A 23,012-nucleotide genomic window follows, 5' to 3' on the forward strand; every position below is an offset into this window, starting at 1 on the left:
TGAGTCCTTACTGCGGCCGCTGGGGCGCCGCGCCCGCCGGGGCGCCATCGCCGCCGGGAGCCGGGGCGCTTGCGCCATCGCGGTGGCGCCGTCCTTCGGCATGGGCGCCGGAGGCACCCGCCGCGCCGGAAGCCCCGCTGCCGCTGGCACCGCCCGGGCCACCATCGCGGCGGCGTCCGCGCCCGCGTGGCGCGCTGGCCGGCACCAGCGCGGCAGCGCGCGCTGCCGGGTCCACGGTTTCCACCGTCATGCCTTCCTTGAGCCGGTCCGCGCCGTCGATCACCACGCGCTGGCCGGGCTGCACGCCCTTGGTCACGACGGTGCGCTCGCCGTCGGACGGCCCCAGCGTGACCACCTGGACCTTGACCTTGCTGCTCTCGTCCACCACATACACGAAGGTGCCTTGCTGGCCGCGTTGGATGGCCGCCACCGGCACCACGGTGGCATTCTCGATGGTGTCCACGTGCGTGCGCATGTTGACGAACTGGTTAGGGAACAGCAGGCCGTCGGTATTCTGGAAGATCGCCTTGAGCTTGACCGTGCCGGTGGTGGTGTCGATCTGGTTGTCGGTGGTCAGCAGCGTGCCCTCGGCCAGGCGGTTGCGCGCCTGGCGGTCCCAGGCCTGGACCGGAATGGTCTCGCCGGCATGCAGGCGCTTGAGTACCGAAGGCAGGTTGTCTTCGGGGATGGTGTAGAGCACAGCGATCGGCTGGATCTGGGTGATCAGGGCGATGCCGTTGGTGTCGCTGGTGCTGACGATATTGCCCGGATCGACCTGCCGCAGGCCGATGCGGCCCGAAGCCGGCGCCACGATGCGGGTGTAGCCCAGTTGCAGGCGGGCGCTGTCCACGTTGGCCTGGTCGGTCTTGACCACGCCTTCGTACTGGCGCACCAGGGCATCCTGGGTGTCGACCTGCTGGCTGGAGATCGAGTCCTGCCCAAGCAGGGTGCGGTAGCGCTTCTGGTCCAGGCGGGCGTTTTCGAGCAGGGCGCGGTCGCGCGCCAGCGTGCCCACGGCCTGGTCCAGCGTGGCCTGGAACGGGCGCGGGTCGATCTCGGCAAGGACATCGCCGGCCTTGACCATCTGGCCCTCCTTGAACAGCACCTTGAGCAGCGGACCCGACACCTGGGCCCGCACGGTCACGTTGGCCACCGGCGTGACGTTGCCCAGGCCGTTGAGGATGACGTCCATATTACGTTGGGCCACGGTGCTGACCACCACCGGCGAGCGCTGGCCGCCGGGGCCGCCGGGACCGCCGCGGCCGCCCGGACCAACGGCTGCGCCGGGCGCCCCAGGGGCGCTGGCGGCGGGGGCACGGTGCTTGTACCAGTACCAGCCGCCGCCGGCCAATAGCAGGATCAGCGCGGCGACGATCAGTTTGCGGCGGCGCGTGGCGGCCTTGGGCGGCGGTGGCAGCTTAGCCTGTTGATGTTCTTCGGGTTTGGCCATGACCGGATCCTGGGAGCGACGCGAAAAAGAGAGCGCGTTCGGACAAATTTCGGGGTAAGAGAGGCAGCAGTATGCCGTAATGCCATCGGCACGTGCCGCAGGCAGCACGCGGCTTGTAGTGGCCGGGCGGCATCGGGGCGGGTCCGTTTGATCCGGCGACCGCCGGCAACGGCAAACATAAGCGAAGCATAATGCGCCTTGATGCCCTTGATGTTTCAACGCCGGCATCCATTCTTACAGACCATTACCAGCGGCTCGGGTGTAATGCCCTGAAACAATTCGCCCGGATTGCCGCGCCCAGCCTAGCTATCATCTGCCTATGCGAGCCAATCAGCCTACCCAGATACTGGTCGTCGACGACGATCCCGAACTCCGCGACCTGCTGCGCGAGTATTTAAGCCAGCAGGGTTTCGCCGTGTCCGTGCTGCACGATGGCGAAGGTTTGCAGGCGCGCCTGGAGCGAGAGCGGCCGGCCCTGATCGTGCTCGACCTGATGATGCCGAAGGTGGATGGCCTGACGGCGCTGCGCAACCTGCGTGCCAAGAATGACGACATTCCCGTGATCCTGCTGACCGCGCGCAGCGACGAGATCGACCGCATCGTCGGGCTGGAGATTGGCGCCGACGATTATCTCGGCAAGCCGTTTTCGCCGCGCGAGCTGCTGGCCCGCATCAATGCCGTGCTGCGCCGCAAGCTGGCGCGCCCGGCCGCCGCGCCGGAGGACCGCGAGGGCATGGCCTTCGGGCACTTCCGCGTCAACTTCCGCCAGCGCGCGCTGGCGCGCGCCGGCGAGCAGGTGGCGATCAGCGATACCGAATTCGCGCTGCTCAAGTTGCTGCTGATGCATCCGCTGGAGGTGCTATCGCGCGAGCGCATCGTGGAACTGATGTACGGCACCGCCAGCGGCATCAGCGATCGCGGCATCGACGTGCAGATCTGGCGTCTGCGCCGCCTGCTCGACGAGGACGCCCAGCGTCCCCGCTACATCCAGACCGTGCGGGGGCGAGGCTATACCTTCGTGCCTGACGAAGCAGACGACATACCGCAATGAAGCTGCGCATCGATACGCTGTTCGGACGCATCGCGCTGCTGATCGCAGCCGTGCTGGTGCTGAGCCATTTTTCCTGGCTTGCCATCCTGCGCATGGATCGCCGCCAGCAGCAGATGGATTACTCCGTCGAACAGATGATGTTCCAGTTCGAGAGCATCCAGCGCGCGCTTGCGGCGCAGCCGCCGGTCAAGCTGCCGAGCCTGGTGGAAGTGGCTAGCGAGGCCAGCGCGGCGGAGCATACCGTGGCGGCCAAGGGCAGGGCGCGCCGGCTGGTCGAGAAGTTCGCGCAGCGCATGCCGGCCGGTACCCAGGTGCGGCTCGAAGAAGAAGAGACGTCGCGCATCTGGATCAAGCTACCCCAGCGGCAGGACTGGATCGCGATGCCGGTGCTGTGGGTGGTCAACCCGCCGCCCGACAATCGCCTGCTGCCCGGCGTGATCCTGGTGGTCGGGGTGGCCATGGCGGTGGCCTTGCTGATCGCCTGGCAGATCCAGCGCCCGGTGCGCGACATGGCCGCGGCCGCCGAGCAGCTGTCGCGCCAGCACACCGTCGAGCCGCTGCGCGAACGCGGCCCGCACGAGTTGCGCCAGCTGATCGTGCGTTTCAATCGCATGATGGCCGACCTGACCCGTATCGACCAGGAGCGCAACACCATGCTGGCCGGTATCGCCCACGACCTCAAGACGCCGCTGGCGCGGCTGCGGCTGCGCGCCGAGATGCTGGCCGATCCCAAGGCGGCGGCCGGCGTGACGCGCGACGTCGAATCCATGTCGGCCATCGTCGAACAGTTCCTCACCTTTGCCCAGAGCGGCGAGCCTGCCGCCCGGCCGGTGCCGGTGGATCGCCGCATCGGCGAACTGGCCGCTTCGCTGGCGGAGCAGGACAAGTCGGTGGAAGTGTCGCTGATGGCAGGCGACGGATTCCGCATGATCGCCACCCAGCTCGACCGCATCGTTGGCAACCTGATCGACAACGCGTATGCCTATGGCGCTCCGCCGGTGCTGCTCAGTACCTCGCGCCAGGCCGATGGCTGGCACATGGTGGTGGAAGACCACGGCGAAGGCATTCCGCCGGAGGCGATGGACAAAGTGACGCTGCCTTTCGTGCGGCTGGATCCGGCGCGCGGCGGCAATGCGCATTCGGGCCTGGGCCTGGCCATCGTGGACCGGCTGGTGCGCCAGGCGGGCGGCCGGCTCGTGCTGGAAAACCGTGCCGAGGGCGGGTTGCGGGTGGAAATGGTGTTTCCGTTCGCGGCGCTGGCACAGGCGGCCTGAACGCCGCTTCAAATGCAGCTTCGGCGCCGCGCCGGATACTGGCCGCGGCGTCCCGGAGCGTCTCAATCCTGGAACACTTTCGGATAATTTCTCCCGCCGCGGGCGCTTCAGCCTGGTGTCATGACCACGCGGGCCAGATGATGTCTCGCATGGTACGCAGATTGCAGCACGTATTTGCTCTGTGCGCTTTGGCGACGCGTAGTGCCATTCCAGTTGATCAGGAGACGCATCATGGCAACTTTCGTAGCACTCTTAAACTTTACCGACCAGGGAATCCGTACCGTAAAAGACACAACCAAGCGTGCCGCTGCCGTTCGCGAATTAGCGAAGAAAAACGGCATCGACATGAAAGATATCTACTGGACGCTCGGGCAATATGATCTTGTAGTGACCTTTACGGCGCCAGACGAAGCTACCATGACCGCGTTCGGCCTGTCCCTGGGCATGGCGGGCAATGTGCGCACCCAGACGCTGCGTGCCTTCTCCGCGGACGAGATGAACGACATCCTCAGCAAGATGCCGTAAGCGCATTCCCTCTTTCCGCCTCGCCAAAAAGAAAGCCCGCTTCGCGCGGGCTTTCTTTTTGGCTTTGGAGGCTTTCCGCCTTCAGGCGCCGGGCACCTTCTTCTTTTCACCGATGCGGCTTTCCTTGCCCGCCAGCAGCTTGCCGATATTCTGGCGATGGCGAACCACCAGCAATACGCTGATCGCAAAGACCGCGCCGGCGATCACGTCCACGCCCTGCATCAGCACATAGAAGAAGGGCGCGAAGATCGCCGACACCAGCGCCGCCAGCGACGAATAGCGGAAGAAGAAAGCCACGATCAGCCAGGTGGCCAGCGTGCCGGCACCCAGCAGCGGGTCGATGGCGAACAGGATGCCGGCTGCGGTAGCCACGCCCTTGCCGCCGGCGAACCGGAAGAAGACCGGGAACAGGTGGCCCAGGAAGACCGCCACGGCCACCAGCGAGATGCCGGTGTCGTCGAGGCCGTAGGCCGGGCCGAAACGCTCCGCCAGCCAGACCGCCAGCCAGCCTTTCAAGGCGTCGCCGATCAGCGTCAGGACGGCGGCCTTCTTGTTGCCGCTGCGCAGGACGTTGGTGGCGCCAGGATTGCCGGAGCCGTAGGTGTGCGGGTCAGGCAGGTTCATGGCCTTGCTGACCACGACGGCGAAGGAAATGGAGCCGATCAGGTAGGCGGCGAGGGTGAAGATTAGGTTGGCCATTTGGGGGAACCGGGTATTTGAGGCTGGCGGGATTGTAGCGTGGAAGGGGGGTGGGGGGGCGGGCTATGACGGCGTGCAAAACCGTTGGCTTTTGATTTTGGTGGTGTTGGTTGTTGGACGCTGTTGGGTCCAACAACCAACACCGCCAACCCCAACCCAGCAATCAAAAACCAACGGTTTTGCCCCCAACCCCCAACCAGCCCCTCAATCCACCAACGCACACTCCACCACCTCCGCCCCCACCAACCCCGTCAACACCTGCGGATCAATACTGACCAGATACCCCCTACGCCCGCCATTAATATAGATCCGCCCCATCGCCAGCACCCCAGCTTCCACATACACCGGCATCCGCTTGCGCGTCCCAAACGGCGAAGTACCCCCCACCATATACCCGCTATGCCGCTGCGCCACCTCCGGCTTGCACGGCTGCACGCTCTTGCGCCCCGTCTGCCGAGCCAGGTTTTTCGTCGACACCGAACAATCCCCGTGCATCAGCACGATCATAGGCTGCGCCTTCTCGTCCTCCATCACCAGCGTCTTGATCACGGCGTGTTCATCCACGCCAAGCTGGCGCGCCGATTCCCCGGTGCCCCCATGCTCGACATAGTCATAGGCATGTTCGCCAAAGGCAACGCCATGCTGTTTGAGGAACTGGGTAGCGGGGGTTTCCGAAACGTGTTTGGACTTGCTCATGATGGAATGACTGTTCGCAATGACCGCGCGAAAAAACCTACCCGCGCGGATGATGCTGCTGATGCAGATCCCGCAAGCGCTCGCGCGCCACATGCGTATAGATCTGCGTAGTGGAAATATCGGCATGCCCCAGCAGCAACTGCACCACGCGCAGGTCTGCGCCGTGGTTGAGCAGGTGGGTGGCAAAGGCATGCCGCAACGTATGCGGGGACAACGGCGCGTAGATCTCGGCGTCGCGCGCGTGGCGCTTGATCAGGTGCCAGAAGGCCTGCCGCGTCATGCCCTCGCCGCGCTGGGTGACGAACAGCGCGTCGCAGGCGCGCTCGCCCAGCAGCGTGGGCCGGCCTTCGGCGAGGTAGCGGCGTAGCCAGTCGCCGGCTTCGGTGCCGAAGGGAACCAGCCGTTCCTTGTTGCCCTTGCCGCCGACCACGCGCGCCACGCCTTCGTTGAGGCCGACTTCGATGGTCTTCATCTGCGTGAGTTCGGACACGCGCAACCCGCTGGCATACATCAGTTCCAGCATGGTGCGGTCGCGCAGGCCGAGCGGGGTGGCGGTGTCCGGCGCTTCAAGCAGGGCTTCGACCTGGGCTTCGCTCAGCGTCTTGGGAAAGCGCGGCGGCTGCTTGGCCGGGCGCAGCAGCAGGCAGGGATCGGCCGTGATCATGTGCTCGCGCACCGCCCACTGGTAAAACCGCCTGAACACGGTGAGCCGCCGGTTGGCCGACGATGCGCGCGTCTCGAGGTGGCGCGATGCGAAGTAGCCATTGAGGGCGGTATCGTCCACCCCCAGCAGGGTGGACGTAGCCGTGGCATGCAGCCAGCGCGACAGCAGCGTCAGGTCGCGCCGGTAGGCGTCGATGGTGTTGCGCGCCAGCCCGTCTTCCAGCCACAGCGCATCGCAGAAACGATGGACCATGTCTAGGTCGGCAAGCAGCTCGGGGCTGTCCTGGGCTTCGGTGCCGCCTTCGACGGGGGCGATATCGTTCATGCCAGCATCACCCCTTCGTGGATCAGCAACCAGCGTTTGATGTCAAGGAAGAAGCCATCGCCCTGGTGGTTGGCAAAGCCGCCGATGCCCCTGGCGCCGACCACGCGGTGGCAGGGAATCACCACCGGGAAGTAATTGGCCCCACACGCCTGCCCGACCGCGCGCGGCGCGCTGCCGATCTGCCGCGCCACGGCGCCATAGGTGGTGACCTTGCCGCGCGGCACGCTCGCGATGGCTTGCCATACCCGGCGCTGGAAGTCGCTGCCGGCCGGCGCCAGCGGGATATCGAAGGGAGCATCCGGATCGGCGTAGTAGGCCTCGAGTTGCCGCGCCAGCCGTTGCGCGACCGCATTGGCGGGCTCGATGAGCTTCATGCTCTTGGGCAGGTAGACGATCTCGCGGATGGTTTCGCCGTCGGTACGCACGCCGATCTTGCCGAAAGGCGCGGGAAGGATGGCGTCGAAGATGGAGTCCATGGCAGGGTGCGGAAGGCGCGAGCCTGGATTTTAGAGCATGGCGGAGCCGGTGGGATGCCCGGTGGCGTGCGAGGCGCTCGGGCGGTGCTTTGGTGGTGGCATGCAACCGCTTGCCTGCGGGTTTCCCCTTCCTTGAGTTCTGTCTCTCCCTATTATTTAATTCAAACTGAATTAATTAATGCAGCGGCGAATCCTTCCTGTGACCCAGGCGGCGCCCAGAACAACAGCGGAGACGATATGAACAGTGCCAAGGCCGGCCGCGGCGTGAATTCCGCCAGCCTGCGGCTGTACAACGAGCGCGCGCTGCTGCTGGCGCTGCGCCGGGCCGGGGAGGCGTCCAAGGCCGATCTCGCCCGCATGGCCCAGCTCACCAACACGGCGGTGGGCAGCATCGTGCAGACGCTGACCGAGGATGGCCTGATCGAAGTGGCCGGCCGCCGGCAGGACGGGCAGCGCGGCCAGCCGGCCAGCCTGATCCGCCTGCAGCCGAAGGGGGCGTTCGGCATCGGCGTGCGGCTGGACCGCGCCAGCATCGAGTGCGTGATGGTGGATTTCGGCGGCGAGATCCTCGCCACCCGTGCCCACCAGATGATCCTGCCGCACCCGGATCAGGCGCTCGAGATCGTGCGCGGCGATGTGGCCGCGCTGCGCGCGCAGCTGACGCCGGCCGAACGCAAGCGCCTGCTCGGCATCGGCGTGGCCCAGCCCTACAACCTCGGCGCCTGGCTGCGCGAACTGGATCTGCAGGACGAGGCTTCGCAAGCCACCTTCCGCGCCTGGGATGCCGTGGACTTCGCCGCCGAACTGGCGGACGCCACGGCCATGCCGGTGTTCGGCGAGAACGACGGCACCGCCGCTGCAGTGGCAGAACTGTTCTACGGCCGCCACCACGCGCAGAGTTTCCTCTATGTCTTCCTCGGCCCGGCCATCGGCGGCGGCGTGGCGCTCAACGGCGACTGCGTGCGCGGGGTGTCGGGCAATGCCGGCGATATCGGCATGATGCCGGTCCAGCCGAGCACGCTGGCCTCGGCGCCGCGCACCGTCAAGCGGCGCGACATCCTGCTGGCACGCGCTTCGCTCAATGCGCTGACCCGGCACCTGCGCCATCACGGCGTGACCATTGACGGCCACGCGGATCTGGAAGCGCAGGTGCGCAACCAGCATCCGGCGGTGGGGGAGTGGCTGGACGACTGCATCGACGCGCTCGCGCCGGCCATGCAGTCCGCGCTGGCGGTGCTCGACGTGCCGCTGATCATCCTTGACGCCGACATCGATGCCGGCCTGGTGGCGGCGCTGATCGGGCGCCTGCAGGCCGAACTGGACGAGGGCGCGCCGGAGGCGCGGCGCCCGCCGCGCGTGGTGCGTGGTTGCTTCGGCGCCAACGCCGGCGCGGTGGGTGCCGCCTCGCTGCCAATGTTCATGAACTTCTCGCCGCGGGCTGAAATGCTCAGGGGCGCATCCGCCATGATTCCGGAGGCCAACCATGCCATCGTCTGACCCGTCCGATTTTTCCGGCGCGTGCGCCAGGCCGCCCTTGCTGGCGCTGCGCAATATCTGCAAGACCTTCCCCGGCGTGCGCGCGCTGCGCAATGTCGAGCTGACAGCCTATGCCGGCGAGGTCCATGCCCTGATGGGTGAGAACGGTGCCGGCAAGTCGACCCTGATGAAGATCCTGTCCGGTGCCTACACCGCGGACTCCGGCGGCGAATGCCATATCGACGGGCAGCGGGTGGAGATCGACGGGCCCCAGTCCGCGCGCGATCTCGGCGTGGCGGTGATCTACCAGGAGCTGAGCCTGGCGCCCAACCTGAGCGTGGCGGAGAACATCTACCTTGGCCGCGCACTGCAACGGCGCGGGCTGGTGGCGCGCGGCGAAATGGCGCGCGCCTGCGAACCGACGCTGGCCCGGCTCGGCGCGGATTTCTCGCCCGTTGCCTGTGTCTCCAGCCTGTCGATCGCGCAACGCCAACTGGTGGAGATTGCGCGTGCCGTGCACTTCGAAGCGCGCATCCTGGTGATGGACGAACCCACCACGCCGCTGTCCACGCACGAGACGGACCGCCTGTTCGCGCTGATCCGCCAGTTGCGCGGCGAAGGCATGGCGATCCTCTATATCAGCCACCGCATGGCCGAGATCGACGAGCTGGCCGATCGCGTGACGGTGCTGCGCGATGGCTGCTTCGTCGGCACGCTGGACCGCGATCACCTGTCGCAGGCGGCGCTGGTCAAGATGATGGTGGGGCGCGACCTGTCGGGCTTCTATACCAAGACGCATGGCCAGTCGCGCCAGGGCGAGGTGATGCTGTCGGTGCGCGACGTCGCGGACGGGCGGCGCGTCAAGGGCTGCAGCTTCGAGTTGCGTGCCGGCGAGGTGCTGGGACTGGCGGGCCTGGTCGGCGCGGGCCGCACGGAACTGGCGCGGCTGGTGTTCGGCGCCGATGCGCGTACGCGCGGTGAGGTGCGCATTGCAAGCCCGGCCGGGATGGTCACGCTGCCACCCGGCGGCCCGCGCCAGGCCATCGATGCCGGCATTGCCTACCTGACCGAGGACCGCAAGCTGCAAGGCCTGTTTCTCGACCAGAGCGTGCACGAGAACATCAACCTTATCGTGGCCGCGCGCGATGCCCTCGGGCTCGGGCGCCTGAACCGGCCGGCCGCGCGCCGGCGGACCACGGAGGCCATCGACACGCTCGGCATCCGCGTCGCGCATGCGCAGGTCAATGTGGGGGCGCTGTCGGGCGGCAATCAGCAGAAGGTGATGCTGTCGCGGCTGCTGGAAACCCAGCCGCGCGTGCTGATCCTCGATGAGCCCACCCGTGGCGTGGATATCGGCGCCAAGTCGGAAATCTACCGCCTGGTCAACGCGCTGGCCGAGAGCGGCGTGGCGATCCTGATGATTTCCAGCGAGCTGCCAGAAGTGGTGGGCCTGTGCGATCGCGTTCTGGTCATGCGCGAAGGCGCACTGGCCGGCGAGGTCCGCCCCGCCAGCAGCGCCGCCGAGACCCAGGAGCGCATCATCGCGCTGGCCACGGGCGCGGCGCAGCCGGCGGCCGGCTGGGTTGGCACGCCATTGGCCGCAGCCGGCAACGCAACAAGCAGCATGCTGCACTGAGACAGGGCGGAGCCTCTCCGCCACCCGCGAGAGATATTGACGCCGCCCGGCAGATTCCCGCAGCCGCCGGCGCAGGAGACAACCATGCACGAATCCATCACCCGTCCCGTTCCTTCCACCGGTCCGGCCGCGCCGTCGGCGTCCCTCGGCCGCATCACCACGCAGGAGCGCCTGCGCGCGCTCGGCATGCTGCCGGTGCTGGTGCTGCTGTGCATCGGCTTCACGGTGCTCACCGAGAACTTCGCCGGCTGGCAGAACCTGTCGATCATCGCGCAGCAAGCTTCGATCAATATGGTGCTGGCCGCGGGCATGACCTTCGTGATCCTGACCGGCGGCATCGACTTGTCGGTGGGGTCGGTCCTGTCGATCTCGGCGGTGGTAGCGATGCTGGCATCGCTGTCGCCGCAGCTAGGCATGCTGAGCGTGCCGGCCGCGTTGCTGTGCGGCTTGCTGTTCGGCATCGTCAACGGGGCCCTAGTCGCTTTCACGAAACTGCCGCCGTTCATTGTTACGCTCGGCACGCTGACCGCCGTGCGCGGGCTGGCGCGGCTGGTCGGCAACGACAGCACGATCTACAACCCGGATATCGGCTTCGCCTTCATCGGCAATGCAGAGGTGCTGGGCGTGCCCTGGCTGGTGATCATCGCCTTCGCCGTGGTGGCGGTGTCGTGGTTCGTGCTGCGCCGTACCGTGCTGGGCCTGCAGATCTACGCGGTGGGCGGCAATGCGGAAGCGGCGCGGCTGTCCGGCATCAAGGTGTGGGTGGTGTTGCTGTTCGTCTATGCGGTCTCGGGTTTGCTGTCCGGCCTCGGCGGCGTGATGTCCGCCTCGCGGCTGTACGCAGCCAACGGACTGCAACTGGGCCAGTCGTATGAGCTCGACGCGATCGCGGCGGTCATCCTTGGCGGCACCAGCTTCGTCGGCGGCACCGGCTCGATCGTCGGTACGCTGGTGGGGGCGCTGATCATCGCGGTGCTGTCCAACGGGCTGGTGCTGCTGGGTGTGTCCGATATCTGGCAGTACATCATCAAGGGCCTGGTGATCATCGGCGCGGTGGCGCTCGACCGCTACCGCCGCAAGGGCTCGGCACGTACCTGATGCGCTTGCGCTGAACACACCGGCTACTGGAGACACGACATGTCCAAGCATTACCTGGCGGTACTCGCGCTGGCGGCAATGAGCGTACTGTGCACCGGCGCGGCGGCGCAGGGCGCGCCGGACCCGGCATCGGCGCCCGCGGCCGCGCAAAAGCCGTTGAAGAAAGTCGGCGTCACGCTCGGCTCGCTCGGCAACCCGTACTTCGTGGCGCTGGCGCACGGCGCCGAAGCCGCGGCCAAAAAGATCAACCCGGACGCCAAGGTCACGGTGCTGTCCGCCGACTACGACCTCAACAAGCAGTTCTCGCATATCGACAGTTTCATCGTGTCGAAGGTGGACCTGATCCTGATCAACGCGGCCGATGCGCGTGCCATCGAACCGGCGGTGAAGAAGGCGCGCAAGGCCGGCATCGTGGTGGTGGCGGTGGACGTGGCGGCGGCGGGCGCCGACGCCACGGTGCAGACCGACAACACCCGGGCCGGCGAGCTTGCCTGCGGCTTCCTCGCCGAGCGGCTGGGCGGGCGCGGCAACCTGATCATCCAGAACGGCCCGCCGGTGTCCGCCGTGCTGGATCGCGTGAAGGGCTGCAAGACCGTGCTGGGCAAGCACCCCGGCATCCATGTGCTCTCCGACGACCAGGATGCCAAGGGCTCGCGCGAGGGCGGCCTGAACGTCATGCAGCTTTACCTGACCCGTTTCCCCAGGGTCGATGCGGTGTTCACCATCAACGACCCGCAGGCGGTCGGCGCCGACCTGGCCGCGCGCCAGCTGAACCGGCGCGGCATCCTGATCGCCTCGGTCGACGGCGCGCCTGATATCGAGGCCGCGCTCAAGGCCAACACGCTGGTCGAGGCCTCGGCCAGCCAGGATCCCTGGGCCATCTCGCGCACCGCGGTGGAGATCGGCGTGGGGCTGATGAACGGCAAGCCGCCCGCAAGCCGCACCGTGTTGCTGCCGCCTACATTGGTTACGCGCGCCAATGTGAACGACTACAAGGGCTGGTCCGCGCCGCGCTAGCGTGGCCAGGGGACACGCCAACCCGCTTCAAACCGATGAATCGAATAACCAACCGACTGGTGACATGATGCAAAGCAATGCTGTAGGCGCAGTACCCGAATTCGACTTCGTGCTGTTCGGCGGCACCGGGGACCTGGCCACGCGCAAGCTGCTGCCGGCGCTGTTCGACGCGCACTGCGTGGGCTCCCTGCACCCGCGCGGGCGCATCCTCGCGCTGGGCAGCCAGCCGCTCGGCCAGGAAGCCTACCTGGCCATGCTGGAGGCCAAGGTGCGTCCCGCGCTGCCGGCGGCCGCGGCCTCCGAGACATGGCGCTCGTTTGCCGAGCGCATCCTCTACCTGCAGGTGGATGCCAATGCGCCGGAGGGCTTTGATTCCCTGGCCGAACTGGTGCGCGCGCGCGCCGCGCCGGTGGTGGTGTTCTACCTGGCCACGGGGCCGCACCTGTTCGTGCCGATCTGCGACCAGCTGGCCCGCACCGGGCTGAATCACGCCGGCGTGCGTATCGTGCTGGAGAAACCGCTGGGCCATGACCTGGCCTCGTCCGACGCGATCAACTCCGCGGTGGCGCGCCATTTTGCCGAAGACCAGATCTATCGCATCGATCATTACCTGGGCAAGGAATCGGTGCAGAACCTGATGGCGATGCGCTTTGGCAATGTCCTGTTCGAGCCGCTGTGGCGGCGCGAATGGGTGCGCGATGTGCAGATCACCATCGCTGAGGAAATCGGCGTGGAAAAGCGCGGCGCCTTCTACGACGGCATCGGAGCGCTGCGCGACATGGTGCAGAACCACCTGCTGCAACTGCTGTGCATGGTGGCGATGGAGCCGCCCTCCAGCCTGTCCGAGGACGCCATCCGCGACGAGAAGCTGAAGATCCTGAAGGCGCTCAAGCCGATCGCGCTGAACGAGGTGGCCGAGAAAGTGGTGCGTGGACAGTACTGCCGCGGCGCGGCGAGCGGCGATGCGGTGCCGGGCTACGTGAACGAGCCGGCCGTCTCGCCCGACAGCCAGACCGAAACCTTCGTCGCCATCAAGGCGGAGATCGCCAACTGGCGCTGGGCCGGCGTGCCGTTTTACCTGCGCACCGGCAAGCGCATGCAGTCGCGCGTGGCCGAGATCGTGATCCAGTTCCGCGACGTGCCGTATTCCCTGTTCCCGCGCCCGCTCGACCACGAGCCCGGCAACCGGCTGGTGATCACGCTGCAGCCGGAGGAAAGCATCCGCCTGCATTTCCTGGTCAAGCATCCTGGCGACACCCAGGCGCTGCAGCCCGCCACGCTGGATCTGCAACGCATGTTGCCGCGCGGGCAGGGCGGTCGCCATGAGCGCAAGACCGGGGCTTACGAGCGCCTGCTGCTCGACGTGATCCGTGGCCGCCTCGGGCTGTTCGTGCGGCGTGACGAACAGGCACAGGCCTGGCGCTGGGTCGCGCCCATCCAGCAGGCATGGGCGCAGAGCAATCTCGCGCCCAAGCTCTACACCGCGGGCACCTGGGGGCCGGCCGCGTCGAGCGCGCTGCCTTCGCGCGATGGCGCGGTCTGGCATGAAGAGCTGTGAAGTCAGTTTGAGGCGTACCGCCGCACTGGCGATGGCCAATTGCCTATGGCCTATGGCCTGTTGCCCGTGCGGCGGCGAGTACAGGAGTTGAACCGATGTCCGATATGTCCCCTCACCTGCCCAGCTGGCAACGGCTGCAGGCACATGCGCAAGTCATCCGCGATGCCCACCTGCGCGACTGGTTCGACGGCGAGCAGGGCGAAGCCCGCGGTGCCCGCTTCGTGGCCGAGGCGGCCGGCCTGACGCTGGACTATGCCAAGAACCGCGTCACCGACACCACGATGGCGCTGCTGTTCGAACTCGCCAGCGAGGCGGGCGTAGCCGCGCGGCGCGATGCGATGTACCGCGGCGAAGCGGTCAATACCACCGAGCGCCGCGCCGCGCTGCACATGGCGCTGCGCGCGTGGCCGGAGGATGGCTTCCATGCGCAGGGCGTGCCGGTGGCCGGCGACGTGGCCGCGGTGCTGGCGCAGATGGAACGCTTTGCCGGCGCGGTGCGCGGCGGCACATGGCGCGGCTGGAATGGCCACGTGATAACCGATGTGGTCAACATCGGCATCGGCGGCTCGGACCTGGGTCCGCGCATGGTCTGCCGGGCGCTCGCGCATCTGGATAGCGGAGGGCCGCGCATGCATTTCGTCGCCAACGTGGACGGCAGCGATCTCGCCGCGGTGCTCGCGCGGCTGGATGCCGCCAGCACGCTGGTGGTGGTTTGCTCCAAGACCTTCACCACGCTCGAGACCATGGCAAACGCGCAGACCGCGCGCGCCTGGTGCCTGCGCCACGGCGTGCCGCAGGCGCAGCTGGCCAGCCATTTCGTCGCCGTTTCCACCAACCGGGAGGCCGTGGTGGCGTTCGGCATCGATCCCGACAATATGTTCCCGTTCTGGGACTGGGTGGGCGGGCGCTTCTCGCTGTGGTCGGCGGTGGGCCTGTCGATTGCGCTGGCGGTCGGTTTCGACCGCTTCCGCCAGTTGCTCGACGGCGCCCGCGCCATGGACCGGCATTTCGCCGAGGCCGACGCGCCGCGGAACATGCCGATGATCCTCGGCCTGCTCGATGTCTGGTATCGCAGCTTCCTGGGCACCGGCAGCCGCTGCGTGGCGCCGTACTGCGAGCCGCTCGAATTGCTGCCGGCCTTCCTGCAGCAGCTTGAGATGGAGAGCAACGGCAAGTCCGTGCAGCTCGACGGCGCCGCCGCCGCGCAAGGCACCGCGCCCGTGGTGTGGGGCACCACCGGCACCAACGGCCAGCATGCCTACTTCCAGATGGTGCACCAGGGTTCGCACTGGATGCCGGTGGATTTCATCGCCGCGCTCGAACCGGCGCACCCGATGCCCGGCCACCACGGCAAGCTGCTTGCCAACTGCTTCGCGCAGGGCGAGGCGCTGCTGCGCGGCCGCACCGCCGACGAAGTCAGGGCGCTGGGCGTGCGGGACGAGGCGCTGGTGCCGCACATGGTGTTCGAAGGCAACCGGCCCAGCAATACGTTGCTGCTGCAGCGGCTCGATCCCTGGCACCTGGGCGCGCTGATTGCGCTCTCGGAGCACCGTACCTTCGTGCAGGGCGTGCTGTGGAACATCAACTCGTTCGACCAGTGGGGCGTGGAACTCGGCAAGCAACTGGCTGCGCCGATCGCCTGCGAGCTCGACGGCGGACCGGTGCGGCCCCACGATGCTTCCACCGCCGGCCTGATCCGGCGCGCGCTGGCGGTGGCGTCGGCGTGGCAACGCTGAGGCGCGGCGCGCGGCGGCTATCCAACACAGTAGAGGATGCAATGACAACGACACCATGGCCTGCGTACGTCGTCTTCGGCGAAGCGTTGACCGATATGGTCCACCAGGGCGGCCGGGACTGGCTCGGCCTGCCCGGCGGCTCATGCTGGAACGTAGCCCGGGTGGGCGCGCGGCAGGGCATTCCCACCGCGTTCGCCGGCGCGATCAGTTGCGACACGCTGGGCGACCAGCTCGCCCTGGCCAGCGAGGACGCCGGCCTTGACCTGCGTTTCCTGCAGCGCGTCGAACGCTCGCCGCTGCTGGCCTTCGTCGGCGCGCAGCACCCGCCGCAGTACTTCTTCGTGGGCGACGACAGCGCCGATCTCTACTTCGATCCCGCGCGTCTGCCGCAGGGCTGGCGCCAGGCCGCGCGCACGGTGCACTTCGGCTCGCTCAGCCTGGCGCGCCAGCCGTTGGCCGCGCGCCTGTGCGAAGAAGCCACGCAGGCAGCGGCAGCGGGCAAGCGCATCGCCTTCGACCCCAATTTCCGCACGCCCATGCGCGCGCCGGCGTACCAGGCGGTCTTTGCGCATCTCGCCGGGCTGGCGGACTACATCAAGGTCTCGGACGAGGACCTGCGCGGCCTGTATCCGGCGCTCGACGAACACGCCGCGCTGGCCGCGCTCAGGGCGCTGGCCCCGCGCGCGAGCGTGCTGCTGACGCGCGGCGCCGATGGCATGACGCTGCTGCATGGGGATGAGGTTTGCGAACAGCCGGTCTTTGCCGTCGATGTGGTCGACACCGTGGGCTGCGGCGATGCCGCCATGGGAGGGTGGATGGCGGGATTGCTGCTGGATCCTGAGGCGACGCTTGCGCAGCAGGCGCGATGGGCGGCGGCTAGCGCGGCGGTGGCGGCTACGCGGGCGGGGGCGTATTCGCCCACGGTTGCGGAGGTGGAGGCGCTGCTGGGCAAGATGGCCGTTCCAGCCTGACGGGGCCGGAACGACAGCCATACGGCGCGGCATCTGTTGAATCTTTCTTTCAATACCGCTAGAATTTTTCCGTACAACCATTTAACGGAACCGAGGTTCCGAAAAACGGAACCAAAAATTCTAGCCGGCCGCACCGCCGGGTGACGGGTGCGGCCCGAAGGAAAAGATCCCGCATGAGCATTCTTGAAGGCGTCGAAAGCGTGCTGGGCCTGTTCGAACAGGGCCGCCACGAGATTGTCTTTAACGACATCACCGACGAACTCGGCCTGGCCAAGAGTTCCGCGTCGCGCCTGCTCGCCCAAATGGTGAAATACCGCCTGCTGGAGATGCATCCGGCCACGCGGCGCTATCGCCCTGGCGTACTGCTGATCCGCGCGGCGCAAGCGGCCACCCAGGCACATCCCTTCGACGAGCAATGCCGCGACCTGCTGGCCGCGCTCTCGGAATCCACCGGTTTTACCGCCTACCTTTCCATGCTCGACGGCACCGACACCGTGGTGCTGCAGCGCTTGAACGGCAGCAATCCCGTCCAGGTGCTGTCCCCGCCCGGTACGCGCCGCTCCGCCTTCACCACGGCGATGGGGCGCGTGCTGCTGTCGCGCCTGTCCGGCGAGGCATTCAGCGAGCGCTACGGCAAGTCGGCCGGCAAGAAGCTGTCGGATGCCCCCGCCGGTTGCCCCGCGACGGTGGGGGAATTGCGTGAGCGTGTGGCGGCCGCGCGCGCCGAGCGCAGCGCGATCGCCATCAACGAAGGGATGCCGGGCATCGGCGCGGTTGCCACCACGATTGCCGATCCGGCGTCGGGTGACTTGCGCGGCCTGTGCTTGTCCTTTACCGCCATGCAGGTCGGCCAGGCGCAGGCGCAGGCGCTGCGCGACGCGCTGGTGGAGGCGGTAGCTGCCCTCGGCCAGCGCATTGGCGATCCGCTGTGGCTCGAAACGTCGGCGCCCACATATGAATAACGCAGAAGATCCCCGAACTCCCATGGAATTACTGTTACTGAGCAATTCAAGCAGCGACGAGGGTTACCTCGTCCATGCACACGGCGCGATCGCCGAACTGGCCGGCGGACGCCGGCAGGCATGCTTCATTCCTTTCGCGGGCGTGACGCGCGAATGGGACGACTACGAGGCCCTGGTGCGCGATGCGCTGTCGCCGCTGGGCCTGGCCACGCACTCGCTGCATCGCGCGGCCGATGCGGGGGCCGCCATTGCCGCCATCGAAACGGCCGAGCTGATCGTGGTCGGCGGTGGCAATACCTTCCGCCTGCTGCAATGCCTGCGCGAGCGCGGGCTGCTCGCCGCGATCTCCGCGCGGGTTGCGGCCGGGCACGCCCGCTATCTGGGCTGGAGCGCGGGATCCAATCTGGCTTGCCCGAGCATTTGCACCACCAATGACATGCCGGTGGTCTATCCGGGCGGCTTCGACGCGCTCGGGCTGGTGCCGTTCCAGATCAATCCGCACTACTTCAATCTCACCGTGCCTGGTTTCCGCGGGGAAACGCGCGACCAGCGCCTGGCGGAGTTCACCACGCTGGCGCCACATATGCCCGTGCTGGGCTTGCCGGAGGGCAACTGGCTGCGCGTTTCCGGCGAGCGGTTCGACATGGGCGGGCCGCACCAGGCGCGCTGGTTCAAGGGGCCGTCCACCTGGGACGTTGCGCCGGGCGCACTGGTGCTTCCAGAGTAAGCAGGGCAGGTCCATTTGGAAATGAGCGCGCGAGTCGCGGGAGGTCAGGCAGGATGTCGATGAAGCAGGTTATTGAGTCGATCGAGTTGCTCTCGGCGGCAACGGTCGACGGCGAGACGGTCGCCGCGCTGCTGCGCGCGCGCGGCGTGGCCGATGTCACTGTCACGCGCGTGGAAGAGGGCGGGCTGTACACGGATTTCCTCGCCTGCACGCTGCCTGGCCGGGACCCGGGCCTGCCCGCGCTTGGCCTGGTCGGGCGGCTCGGGGGCGTGGGTGCGCGCCCGGCCGTGACCGGGCTGGTCTCGGATGCCGATGGTGCCATCGTTGCGATTGCCACCGCGCTCAAGCTGGCCGACATGGCTGCCACCGGCGACGTGCTGGCCGGGCCGGTGCGGATTCACACCCATATCTGCCCGCACGCGGCCACGCGGCCGCATCATCCGGTGCCGATGATGAAATCGCCTTTCGCGATGCGCAGGATGATGTCACATGAGGTGCATGCCGGGATGGCCGCCATCCTGTCGGTGGACACCACGCGGGGCAACCGCTTCGTCAACCGCCGCGGCGTGGCGCTCACGCCGGTGGCCAAGGAGGGCTGGCTGCTGCGCCTGCCGGAGCGCATGCTGGACGTGATGGGCTGGGTCAGCGGCGAACTGCCGGCCGTGCTGCCGCTGACCACGCAGGACATCACGCCGTACGAAAACGGCCTCTGGCACGTCAACTCCATCATGCAGCCGGGCATCGTCACCACCGCGCCCGTGATCGGCGTGGCGCTGACCGCGCAGACCACGGTGCCAGGCTGCGCCACCGGCGTGACCAACGCCTTCGACCTCGACGTGGCCACGCGCTTCTGCATCGAAGTGGCCAAACTGTTCGGCCCGGGCAACTGCGCCTTCTACGATGAAGCCGAGTGGGCCGAATTGCTGCGCCGCTACGGCTCGCTGGCTCATCTGCAAACGGTGGGGCGTGAAGCATGATGCCGGCCCGCCGTGAACCGCGCGTGGGGTTCGTCACCATCGGGCAGTCGCCGCGCGTGGATGTGGTGCCGCAGATGATGGCCGACCTTCGCATGCCGGTGGCGGCGGAGGAGTTCGGCATTCTCGACGCGCTGGACGCCGCCGGCATCGCGGCAATGGCGCCGGGCGCCGGCGAGTATCGCTTTGCCACCCGCATGCGCGACGGCAGCCAGGCGGTGATCGGCAAGCCCGTTGCGCAAGCGCGCCTCGCGCGGCTGCTGCAATCGCTGGACGACGGCCGCTTCGATGTGCTGGTGCCGCTATGCACCGGCACGGCGCTGCCACCGCTGAACACGCTGGTGGTGGAACCCCAGCAGGTGGTGGATCACCTCACCGTGGCGCTTGCGTCCGGTTGCAAGCGTCTTGGCATCGTGCTGCCGCTGGAAGCGCAGGTGAAGGACTTCCACCTGAGGGTGCCTTGCGAACTGCGCGTGACCCACGCCTCGCCCTATCTCGATGCCATGAGCGGACGCTTCGCGCAGGCCGGCGAAGCCCTGCGCGGCTGCGACCTGATCGTCATGCATTGCATGGGCTTTACCGAGGCGATGCGCCTTGAGGTGGCGCGGCATGCGCAGGCACCGGTATTGCTGTCGAACCGCATGGTGGCCACCGTGCTGGCGCAGGTGCTCGATCGCACTGATGCCGCGCGGGCATAAGCCGACTAACCGGGGTGCGGGCAACCCGGCAGACCTGTTACCCATTGCCCATGACATAGCTGGAGCGCGACTCAAGATGGAAAAGCTGGTGAAACGCATGCGGCCGCTGCTACGCGGCTTGCTGACGGTGGGCGTAGGCATGGCCGCGGTATCGACGGTATCGGTTGCGCAGGCGCAGGAGTGGAAGCCAGCCAGGCCGGTACGGCTGCTGGTCGGCTTTGCGCCGGGCGGCTCGGCGGACCTGCTGGCGCGGCTGGTGCAGGCGCCGCTGTCGGACAGCCTGGGGGTTCCCGTGGTGGTGGAGAACGTGCCCGGCGCCGGTGGCAATATCGCCGCCGACAAGGTTGCGAAGTCCCCGGCGGATGGCTACACCATCGGCATGGGTGCCGCTGGCGCGATGGCCGTGAGCCATCTGCTCAATCCCAAGGGAACGCCCTACAAGGTGGAGGATTTCACGCCCATCGTGATGCTCGCCACGCAACCCAATGTGGTGATCGTCGCACCCACCTTGCCGGTGCGGAACATGGCCGACTTCGTCGCCTACGTGAAGCGGACCCCGTCGGCCACCTTCGGCACGTCGGGCGTCGGCACGTCCAATCACCTGATCGCCGAGACCATGCTGCACCGGCTCGGGATCGACATGGTCCATGCGCCGTACAAGGGCGCCACCCCGGTCATCACCGACCTGATGGGCGGGCATATCGCCATGACCGTGGACAATATCACCACGGCAGCCAGCCTGGTCCAGGCTGGCAAGGTCAAGGCGCTGGCCGTCACCGGCAGCACGCGCTCCGCGTTGTTGCCCGGCGTGCCGACGCTGGCGGAAAGCGGGCTCAAGGGCTTCGACATGCCCACCTGGCAGGGCATTTTCGGCCCCAGGGACCTGCCAAAGCCGGTCGTGGAGCGCTTCAACAAGGAACTGGTGAAAGCGCTGGCGCGGCCGGAGGTGAAGAAGAAACTGGCGGAGTTCGGCTCCGAACCGGTGGGCGATACGCCTGAGCACTTCGCCAGCTTCCTGGCGCAGGACCGCAAGATGTGGGCGGGGGTGATCAAGTCCGCCAACGTCACGCTCGAATAAGCGGCACCGGGGCGCAAATGCCCGCCAAATAAAAAGGCCCCCATATCGGGGGCCAACGATGCGCTGAAGCCTGGCGTTCATGCAGGCAGGAGCGGTATCACTGCTCCAGCTTGATGTTCTGCACCTTGACCAGGTGTTTCATCTTTTCGAATTCCTTCTTAATCTCGGCCGAGTGCTCCGCCGGGGTGTTGCCCGAGGGTTCGGCGCCGGCGGCGCGCAGGCGCTGCTGGAAGTCCTTGTCCTGCAGTGCCTTGACGGCGGCTTCATTGAGCTTCTTGATGACGTCGTCAGGCGTGCCGGCCGGGGCCACCAGCCCGTACCAGGCCGGGTCGTTCGGCTCCTTCAGGCCCAGTTCGCCGAAGGTCGGCACGTTCGGCAGCGCGTCGATCCGCTTGTTCCATGCCACCACGATCGGGCGCAGCTTGCCGGCCTTGATGTAAGGCATCGAGGAGGGCAGGTTGTCGACAATGATGGGCACCTGGCCGGCCAGCACGTCGTTCAGTGCCGGGCCCGCGCCGCGGTAGGGGATATGGACCATGAAGGTCTTGGTCGAGACCTTGAACTGCTCGCCCAACATGTGGCCGAAGGCGCAGGTGCCGGATGTGGCGTACGAATACTTGCCCGGATTGGCCTTCAGCGCAGCCAGGAACTCCTTGTAGTCCTTGGCCGGGAAATTCGGGTTGACCGCGATCACGTTGGCTACGTTGGCCAGGTTGGTGATGGGCTTGAAGTCCTTGATCGGGTCATACGACAGCTTGGGATTGCAAGCCGGGTTGACCGCCATGGTGGACACGGTGGAGATGCCGATGGTGTAGCCGTCGGGCGCGGCCTTGGCGATGGCGTCGGCGCCGATCGAGCCGCCGCCGCCGGCGCGGTTTTCCACCACCACGGGCTGGCCCAGGATGCGGCTCATCTGGTCGGCCGCGCCACGGCCCACGATATCCGTGGTGCCGCCGGGCGCGAACGGGATAATCAGCCGGATCGGCTTGCTCGGGAAGCTTTGTGCCTGCGCCAGGGTGGCGGCGGCTGCCAGGCCCAGGGCCAGTGCGATTTTGCTGGATTGCATGAGATCGTGTCTCCCGTCAAAAGACCGGGCGGGGATATCCCGCCCTAGGTAAAGAACGCCGGCCAGGCATCCGCGGTGGCGGAGCGGCGAGGCCGGCGGCGTGAGTTCTGGCGGGCGGGCTCTTTAGCCGCCCTTGGCGGTCAGCCGCCCAGGAGTCCGCGCTTGAGTTCCCGGTCGACCGGATGCTCACCAAGGAAAATGCGCAGCACCGCCTGGTAGAAATCCTCGCCCGGGATCGGCTTGCCGCGCGGCGTGCCGTTGATGGCGACCATGGTGCCGCCATCGGGCGAGAAGTCGAAATTGATCACGTCGCCCTTGCGGGCCGTGCCCATCTGCTCCATGGTCTGCCTGAGCTGGAGCATGCGGTCGGATAGCCGCTGCAGCTGGATCTCGCTGTGGTTTTCGCGAAGCCCGTCGTTCAGCGCCTTGATAAAGGTATCGGGTGCGACTTCGCGCAGCGGCCGGATCTGCAGGCGCTTGGGACCGTGGCCGCCCAGCACCACAGTGGCGTTGCGCGCCTTTTCCGGCAGGTAAAGCGCGGCCACATAGCCCTTGAGAATGAACGCCGAGCGCAGCCCGGTGCCATTGAGCTGCAGTTCCTTGCCGCCGACCCGGATTGCATCGTCGATGCGCATCCCCTCGACAACGTTGGCGCGCGCGTGCCCCGGCGGCATGGCCAGGGCCGCGCCCACGCAGAGTGTGAGCGCCAGCTGGCTGGCGCGGCGGCGCAGCGATGCACGCGCGGACGGGGTACGACGGGAAAACATGGAAGCTGGACGGTACGACGGAACGTGCCATATTCGTCGATTTCTGAAACAATACCAATTGGTATCTGCCCTAGTCTGCACTTGGCGTG

Annotated in this window: 22 protein-coding genes; 15 read left to right on the forward strand and 7 right to left on the reverse strand. The window is 67.2% G+C overall.

What is annotated here, in order from left to right:
• Nucleotides 1-7 precede the first annotated feature (7 nt).
• Nucleotides 8-1,450, reverse strand: a complete 1,443-nt coding sequence (locus tag ACZY0R_RS18975) for an MdtA/MuxA family multidrug efflux RND transporter periplasmic adaptor subunit (RefSeq protein ID WP_488860332.1) — start codon at nucleotides 1,448-1,450, stop codon at nucleotides 8-10.
• 319 nt (nucleotides 1,451-1,769) lie between these two features.
• Between ACZY0R_RS18975 and ACZY0R_RS18980 the strand changes: the two genes are divergently transcribed.
• The 3 genes from ACZY0R_RS18980 to ACZY0R_RS18990 all read left to right on the forward strand — a co-directional run bounded on the left by ACZY0R_RS18980 (nucleotide 1,770) and on the right by ACZY0R_RS18990 (nucleotide 4,300).
• Nucleotides 1,770-2,501 (forward strand): response regulator, encoded by a 732-nt coding sequence (locus ACZY0R_RS18980; protein ID WP_045242944.1) that lies wholly within the window; start codon nucleotides 1,770-1,772, stop codon nucleotides 2,499-2,501.
• A complete protein-coding gene (locus ACZY0R_RS18985) occupies nucleotides 2,498-3,775 on the forward strand; it encodes an ATP-binding protein (RefSeq protein ID WP_488860333.1) in 1,278 nt (425 codons plus the stop codon). Before ACZY0R_RS18980 ends, ACZY0R_RS18985 begins: the two co-directional genes overlap by 4 nt.
• A 231-nt stretch (nucleotides 3,776-4,006) precedes the next feature.
• A complete protein-coding gene (locus ACZY0R_RS18990) occupies nucleotides 4,007-4,300 on the forward strand; it encodes a GYD domain-containing protein (protein ID WP_035861137.1) in 294 nt (97 codons plus the stop codon).
• 81 nt (nucleotides 4,301-4,381) lie between these two features.
• On the opposite strand, the gene plsY is transcribed toward ACZY0R_RS18990, so the two are convergent.
• From plsY to ACZY0R_RS19010, 4 genes are all read right to left on the reverse strand, one after another.
• Nucleotides 4,382-4,999 (reverse strand): glycerol-3-phosphate 1-O-acyltransferase PlsY, encoded by a 618-nt coding sequence (plsY, locus tag ACZY0R_RS18995; RefSeq protein WP_488860335.1) that lies wholly within the window; start codon nucleotides 4,997-4,999, stop codon nucleotides 4,382-4,384.
• A gap of 204 nt (nucleotides 5,000-5,203) precedes the next feature.
• The gene (locus tag ACZY0R_RS19000) at nucleotides 5,204-5,695 is read right to left on the reverse strand and encodes an aminoacyl-tRNA deacylase (protein ID WP_488860337.1); all 492 of its coding nucleotides are present in this window, start codon (nucleotides 5,693-5,695) and stop codon (nucleotides 5,204-5,206) included.
• 37 nt (nucleotides 5,696-5,732) lie between these two features.
• Nucleotides 5,733-6,683, reverse strand: a complete 951-nt coding sequence (xerD, locus tag ACZY0R_RS19005; protein ID WP_488860339.1) for a site-specific tyrosine recombinase XerD — start codon at nucleotides 6,681-6,683, stop codon at nucleotides 5,733-5,735.
• On the reverse strand, nucleotides 6,680-7,159 hold the full coding sequence (locus ACZY0R_RS19010; protein ID WP_488860341.1) for a methylated-DNA--[protein]-cysteine S-methyltransferase: 480 nt from the start codon (nucleotides 7,157-7,159) through the stop codon (nucleotides 6,680-6,682). The genes xerD and ACZY0R_RS19010 overlap by 4 nt, the downstream gene beginning before the upstream one ends.
• A gap of 237 nt (nucleotides 7,160-7,396) precedes the next feature.
• Between ACZY0R_RS19010 and ACZY0R_RS19015 the strand changes: the two genes are divergently transcribed.
• The 12 genes from ACZY0R_RS19015 to ACZY0R_RS19070 all read left to right on the forward strand — a co-directional run bounded on the left by ACZY0R_RS19015 (nucleotide 7,397) and on the right by ACZY0R_RS19070 (nucleotide 21,090).
• Nucleotides 7,397-8,656, forward strand: coding sequence for an ROK family protein (locus ACZY0R_RS19015; protein ID WP_488860343.1), 1,260 nt, complete (start codon nucleotides 7,397-7,399; stop codon nucleotides 8,654-8,656).
• Nucleotides 8,643-10,271 (forward strand): sugar ABC transporter ATP-binding protein, encoded by a 1,629-nt coding sequence (locus tag ACZY0R_RS19020; RefSeq protein WP_488860345.1) that lies wholly within the window; start codon nucleotides 8,643-8,645, stop codon nucleotides 10,269-10,271. The genes ACZY0R_RS19015 and ACZY0R_RS19020 overlap by 14 nt, the downstream gene beginning before the upstream one ends.
• A gap of 84 nt (nucleotides 10,272-10,355) precedes the next feature.
• Nucleotides 10,356-11,369, forward strand: coding sequence for an ABC transporter permease subunit (locus ACZY0R_RS19025; protein WP_488860347.1), 1,014 nt, complete (start codon nucleotides 10,356-10,358; stop codon nucleotides 11,367-11,369).
• Between the two features lie 39 nt (nucleotides 11,370-11,408).
• Nucleotides 11,409-12,386, forward strand: a complete 978-nt coding sequence (locus ACZY0R_RS19030) for an ABC transporter substrate-binding protein (protein ID WP_488860349.1) — start codon at nucleotides 11,409-11,411, stop codon at nucleotides 12,384-12,386.
• 67 nt (nucleotides 12,387-12,453) lie between these two features.
• Nucleotides 12,454-13,944, forward strand: a complete 1,491-nt coding sequence (gene zwf / locus ACZY0R_RS19035; RefSeq protein ID WP_488866042.1) for a glucose-6-phosphate dehydrogenase — start codon at nucleotides 12,454-12,456, stop codon at nucleotides 13,942-13,944.
• A gap of 104 nt (nucleotides 13,945-14,048) precedes the next feature.
• Entirely contained in the window at nucleotides 14,049-15,680 is a 1,632-nt protein-coding gene (pgi, locus tag ACZY0R_RS19040) for a glucose-6-phosphate isomerase (protein WP_488866044.1), read from the forward strand.
• Nucleotides 15,681-15,721: 41 nt separating this feature from the next.
• Complete coding sequence (locus ACZY0R_RS19045) at nucleotides 15,722-16,651, forward strand: carbohydrate kinase family protein (RefSeq protein WP_488860351.1); 930 nt, start codon at nucleotides 15,722-15,724, stop codon at nucleotides 16,649-16,651.
• 173 nt (nucleotides 16,652-16,824) lie between these two features.
• On the forward strand, nucleotides 16,825-17,613 hold the full coding sequence (locus tag ACZY0R_RS19050) for an IclR family transcriptional regulator (protein WP_488860353.1): 789 nt from the start codon (nucleotides 16,825-16,827) through the stop codon (nucleotides 17,611-17,613).
• 22 nt (nucleotides 17,614-17,635) lie between these two features.
• The gene (pepE, locus tag ACZY0R_RS19055; RefSeq protein WP_488860355.1) at nucleotides 17,636-18,340 is read left to right on the forward strand and encodes a dipeptidase PepE; all 705 of its coding nucleotides are present in this window, start codon (nucleotides 17,636-17,638) and stop codon (nucleotides 18,338-18,340) included.
• 53 nt (nucleotides 18,341-18,393) lie between these two features.
• Complete coding sequence (locus ACZY0R_RS19060) at nucleotides 18,394-19,317, forward strand: DUF1177 domain-containing protein (protein ID WP_488860357.1); 924 nt, start codon at nucleotides 18,394-18,396, stop codon at nucleotides 19,315-19,317.
• Complete coding sequence (locus ACZY0R_RS19065; protein WP_488866046.1) at nucleotides 19,317-20,012, forward strand: AroM family protein; 696 nt, start codon at nucleotides 19,317-19,319, stop codon at nucleotides 20,010-20,012. The genes ACZY0R_RS19060 and ACZY0R_RS19065 overlap by 1 nt, the downstream gene beginning before the upstream one ends.
• A 76-nt stretch (nucleotides 20,013-20,088) precedes the next feature.
• Entirely contained in the window at nucleotides 20,089-21,090 is a 1,002-nt protein-coding gene (locus ACZY0R_RS19070; RefSeq protein WP_052685877.1) for a Bug family tripartite tricarboxylate transporter substrate binding protein, read from the forward strand.
• A 97-nt stretch (nucleotides 21,091-21,187) separates the two neighbouring features.
• Here the strand turns inward: ACZY0R_RS19070 and ACZY0R_RS19075 are convergent, their stop codons facing one another.
• On the reverse strand, nucleotides 21,188-22,156 hold the full coding sequence (locus ACZY0R_RS19075) for a tripartite tricarboxylate transporter substrate binding protein BugE (RefSeq protein ID WP_488860360.1): 969 nt from the start codon (nucleotides 22,154-22,156) through the stop codon (nucleotides 21,188-21,190).
• Between the two features lie 140 nt (nucleotides 22,157-22,296).
• Nucleotides 22,297-22,923 (reverse strand): chalcone isomerase family protein, encoded by a 627-nt coding sequence (locus ACZY0R_RS19080; protein ID WP_488860362.1) that lies wholly within the window; start codon nucleotides 22,921-22,923, stop codon nucleotides 22,297-22,299.
• Nucleotides 22,924-23,012: the final 89 nt, after the last annotated feature.

It is taken from the genome of Cupriavidus sp. F041 (assembly GCF_057814235.1).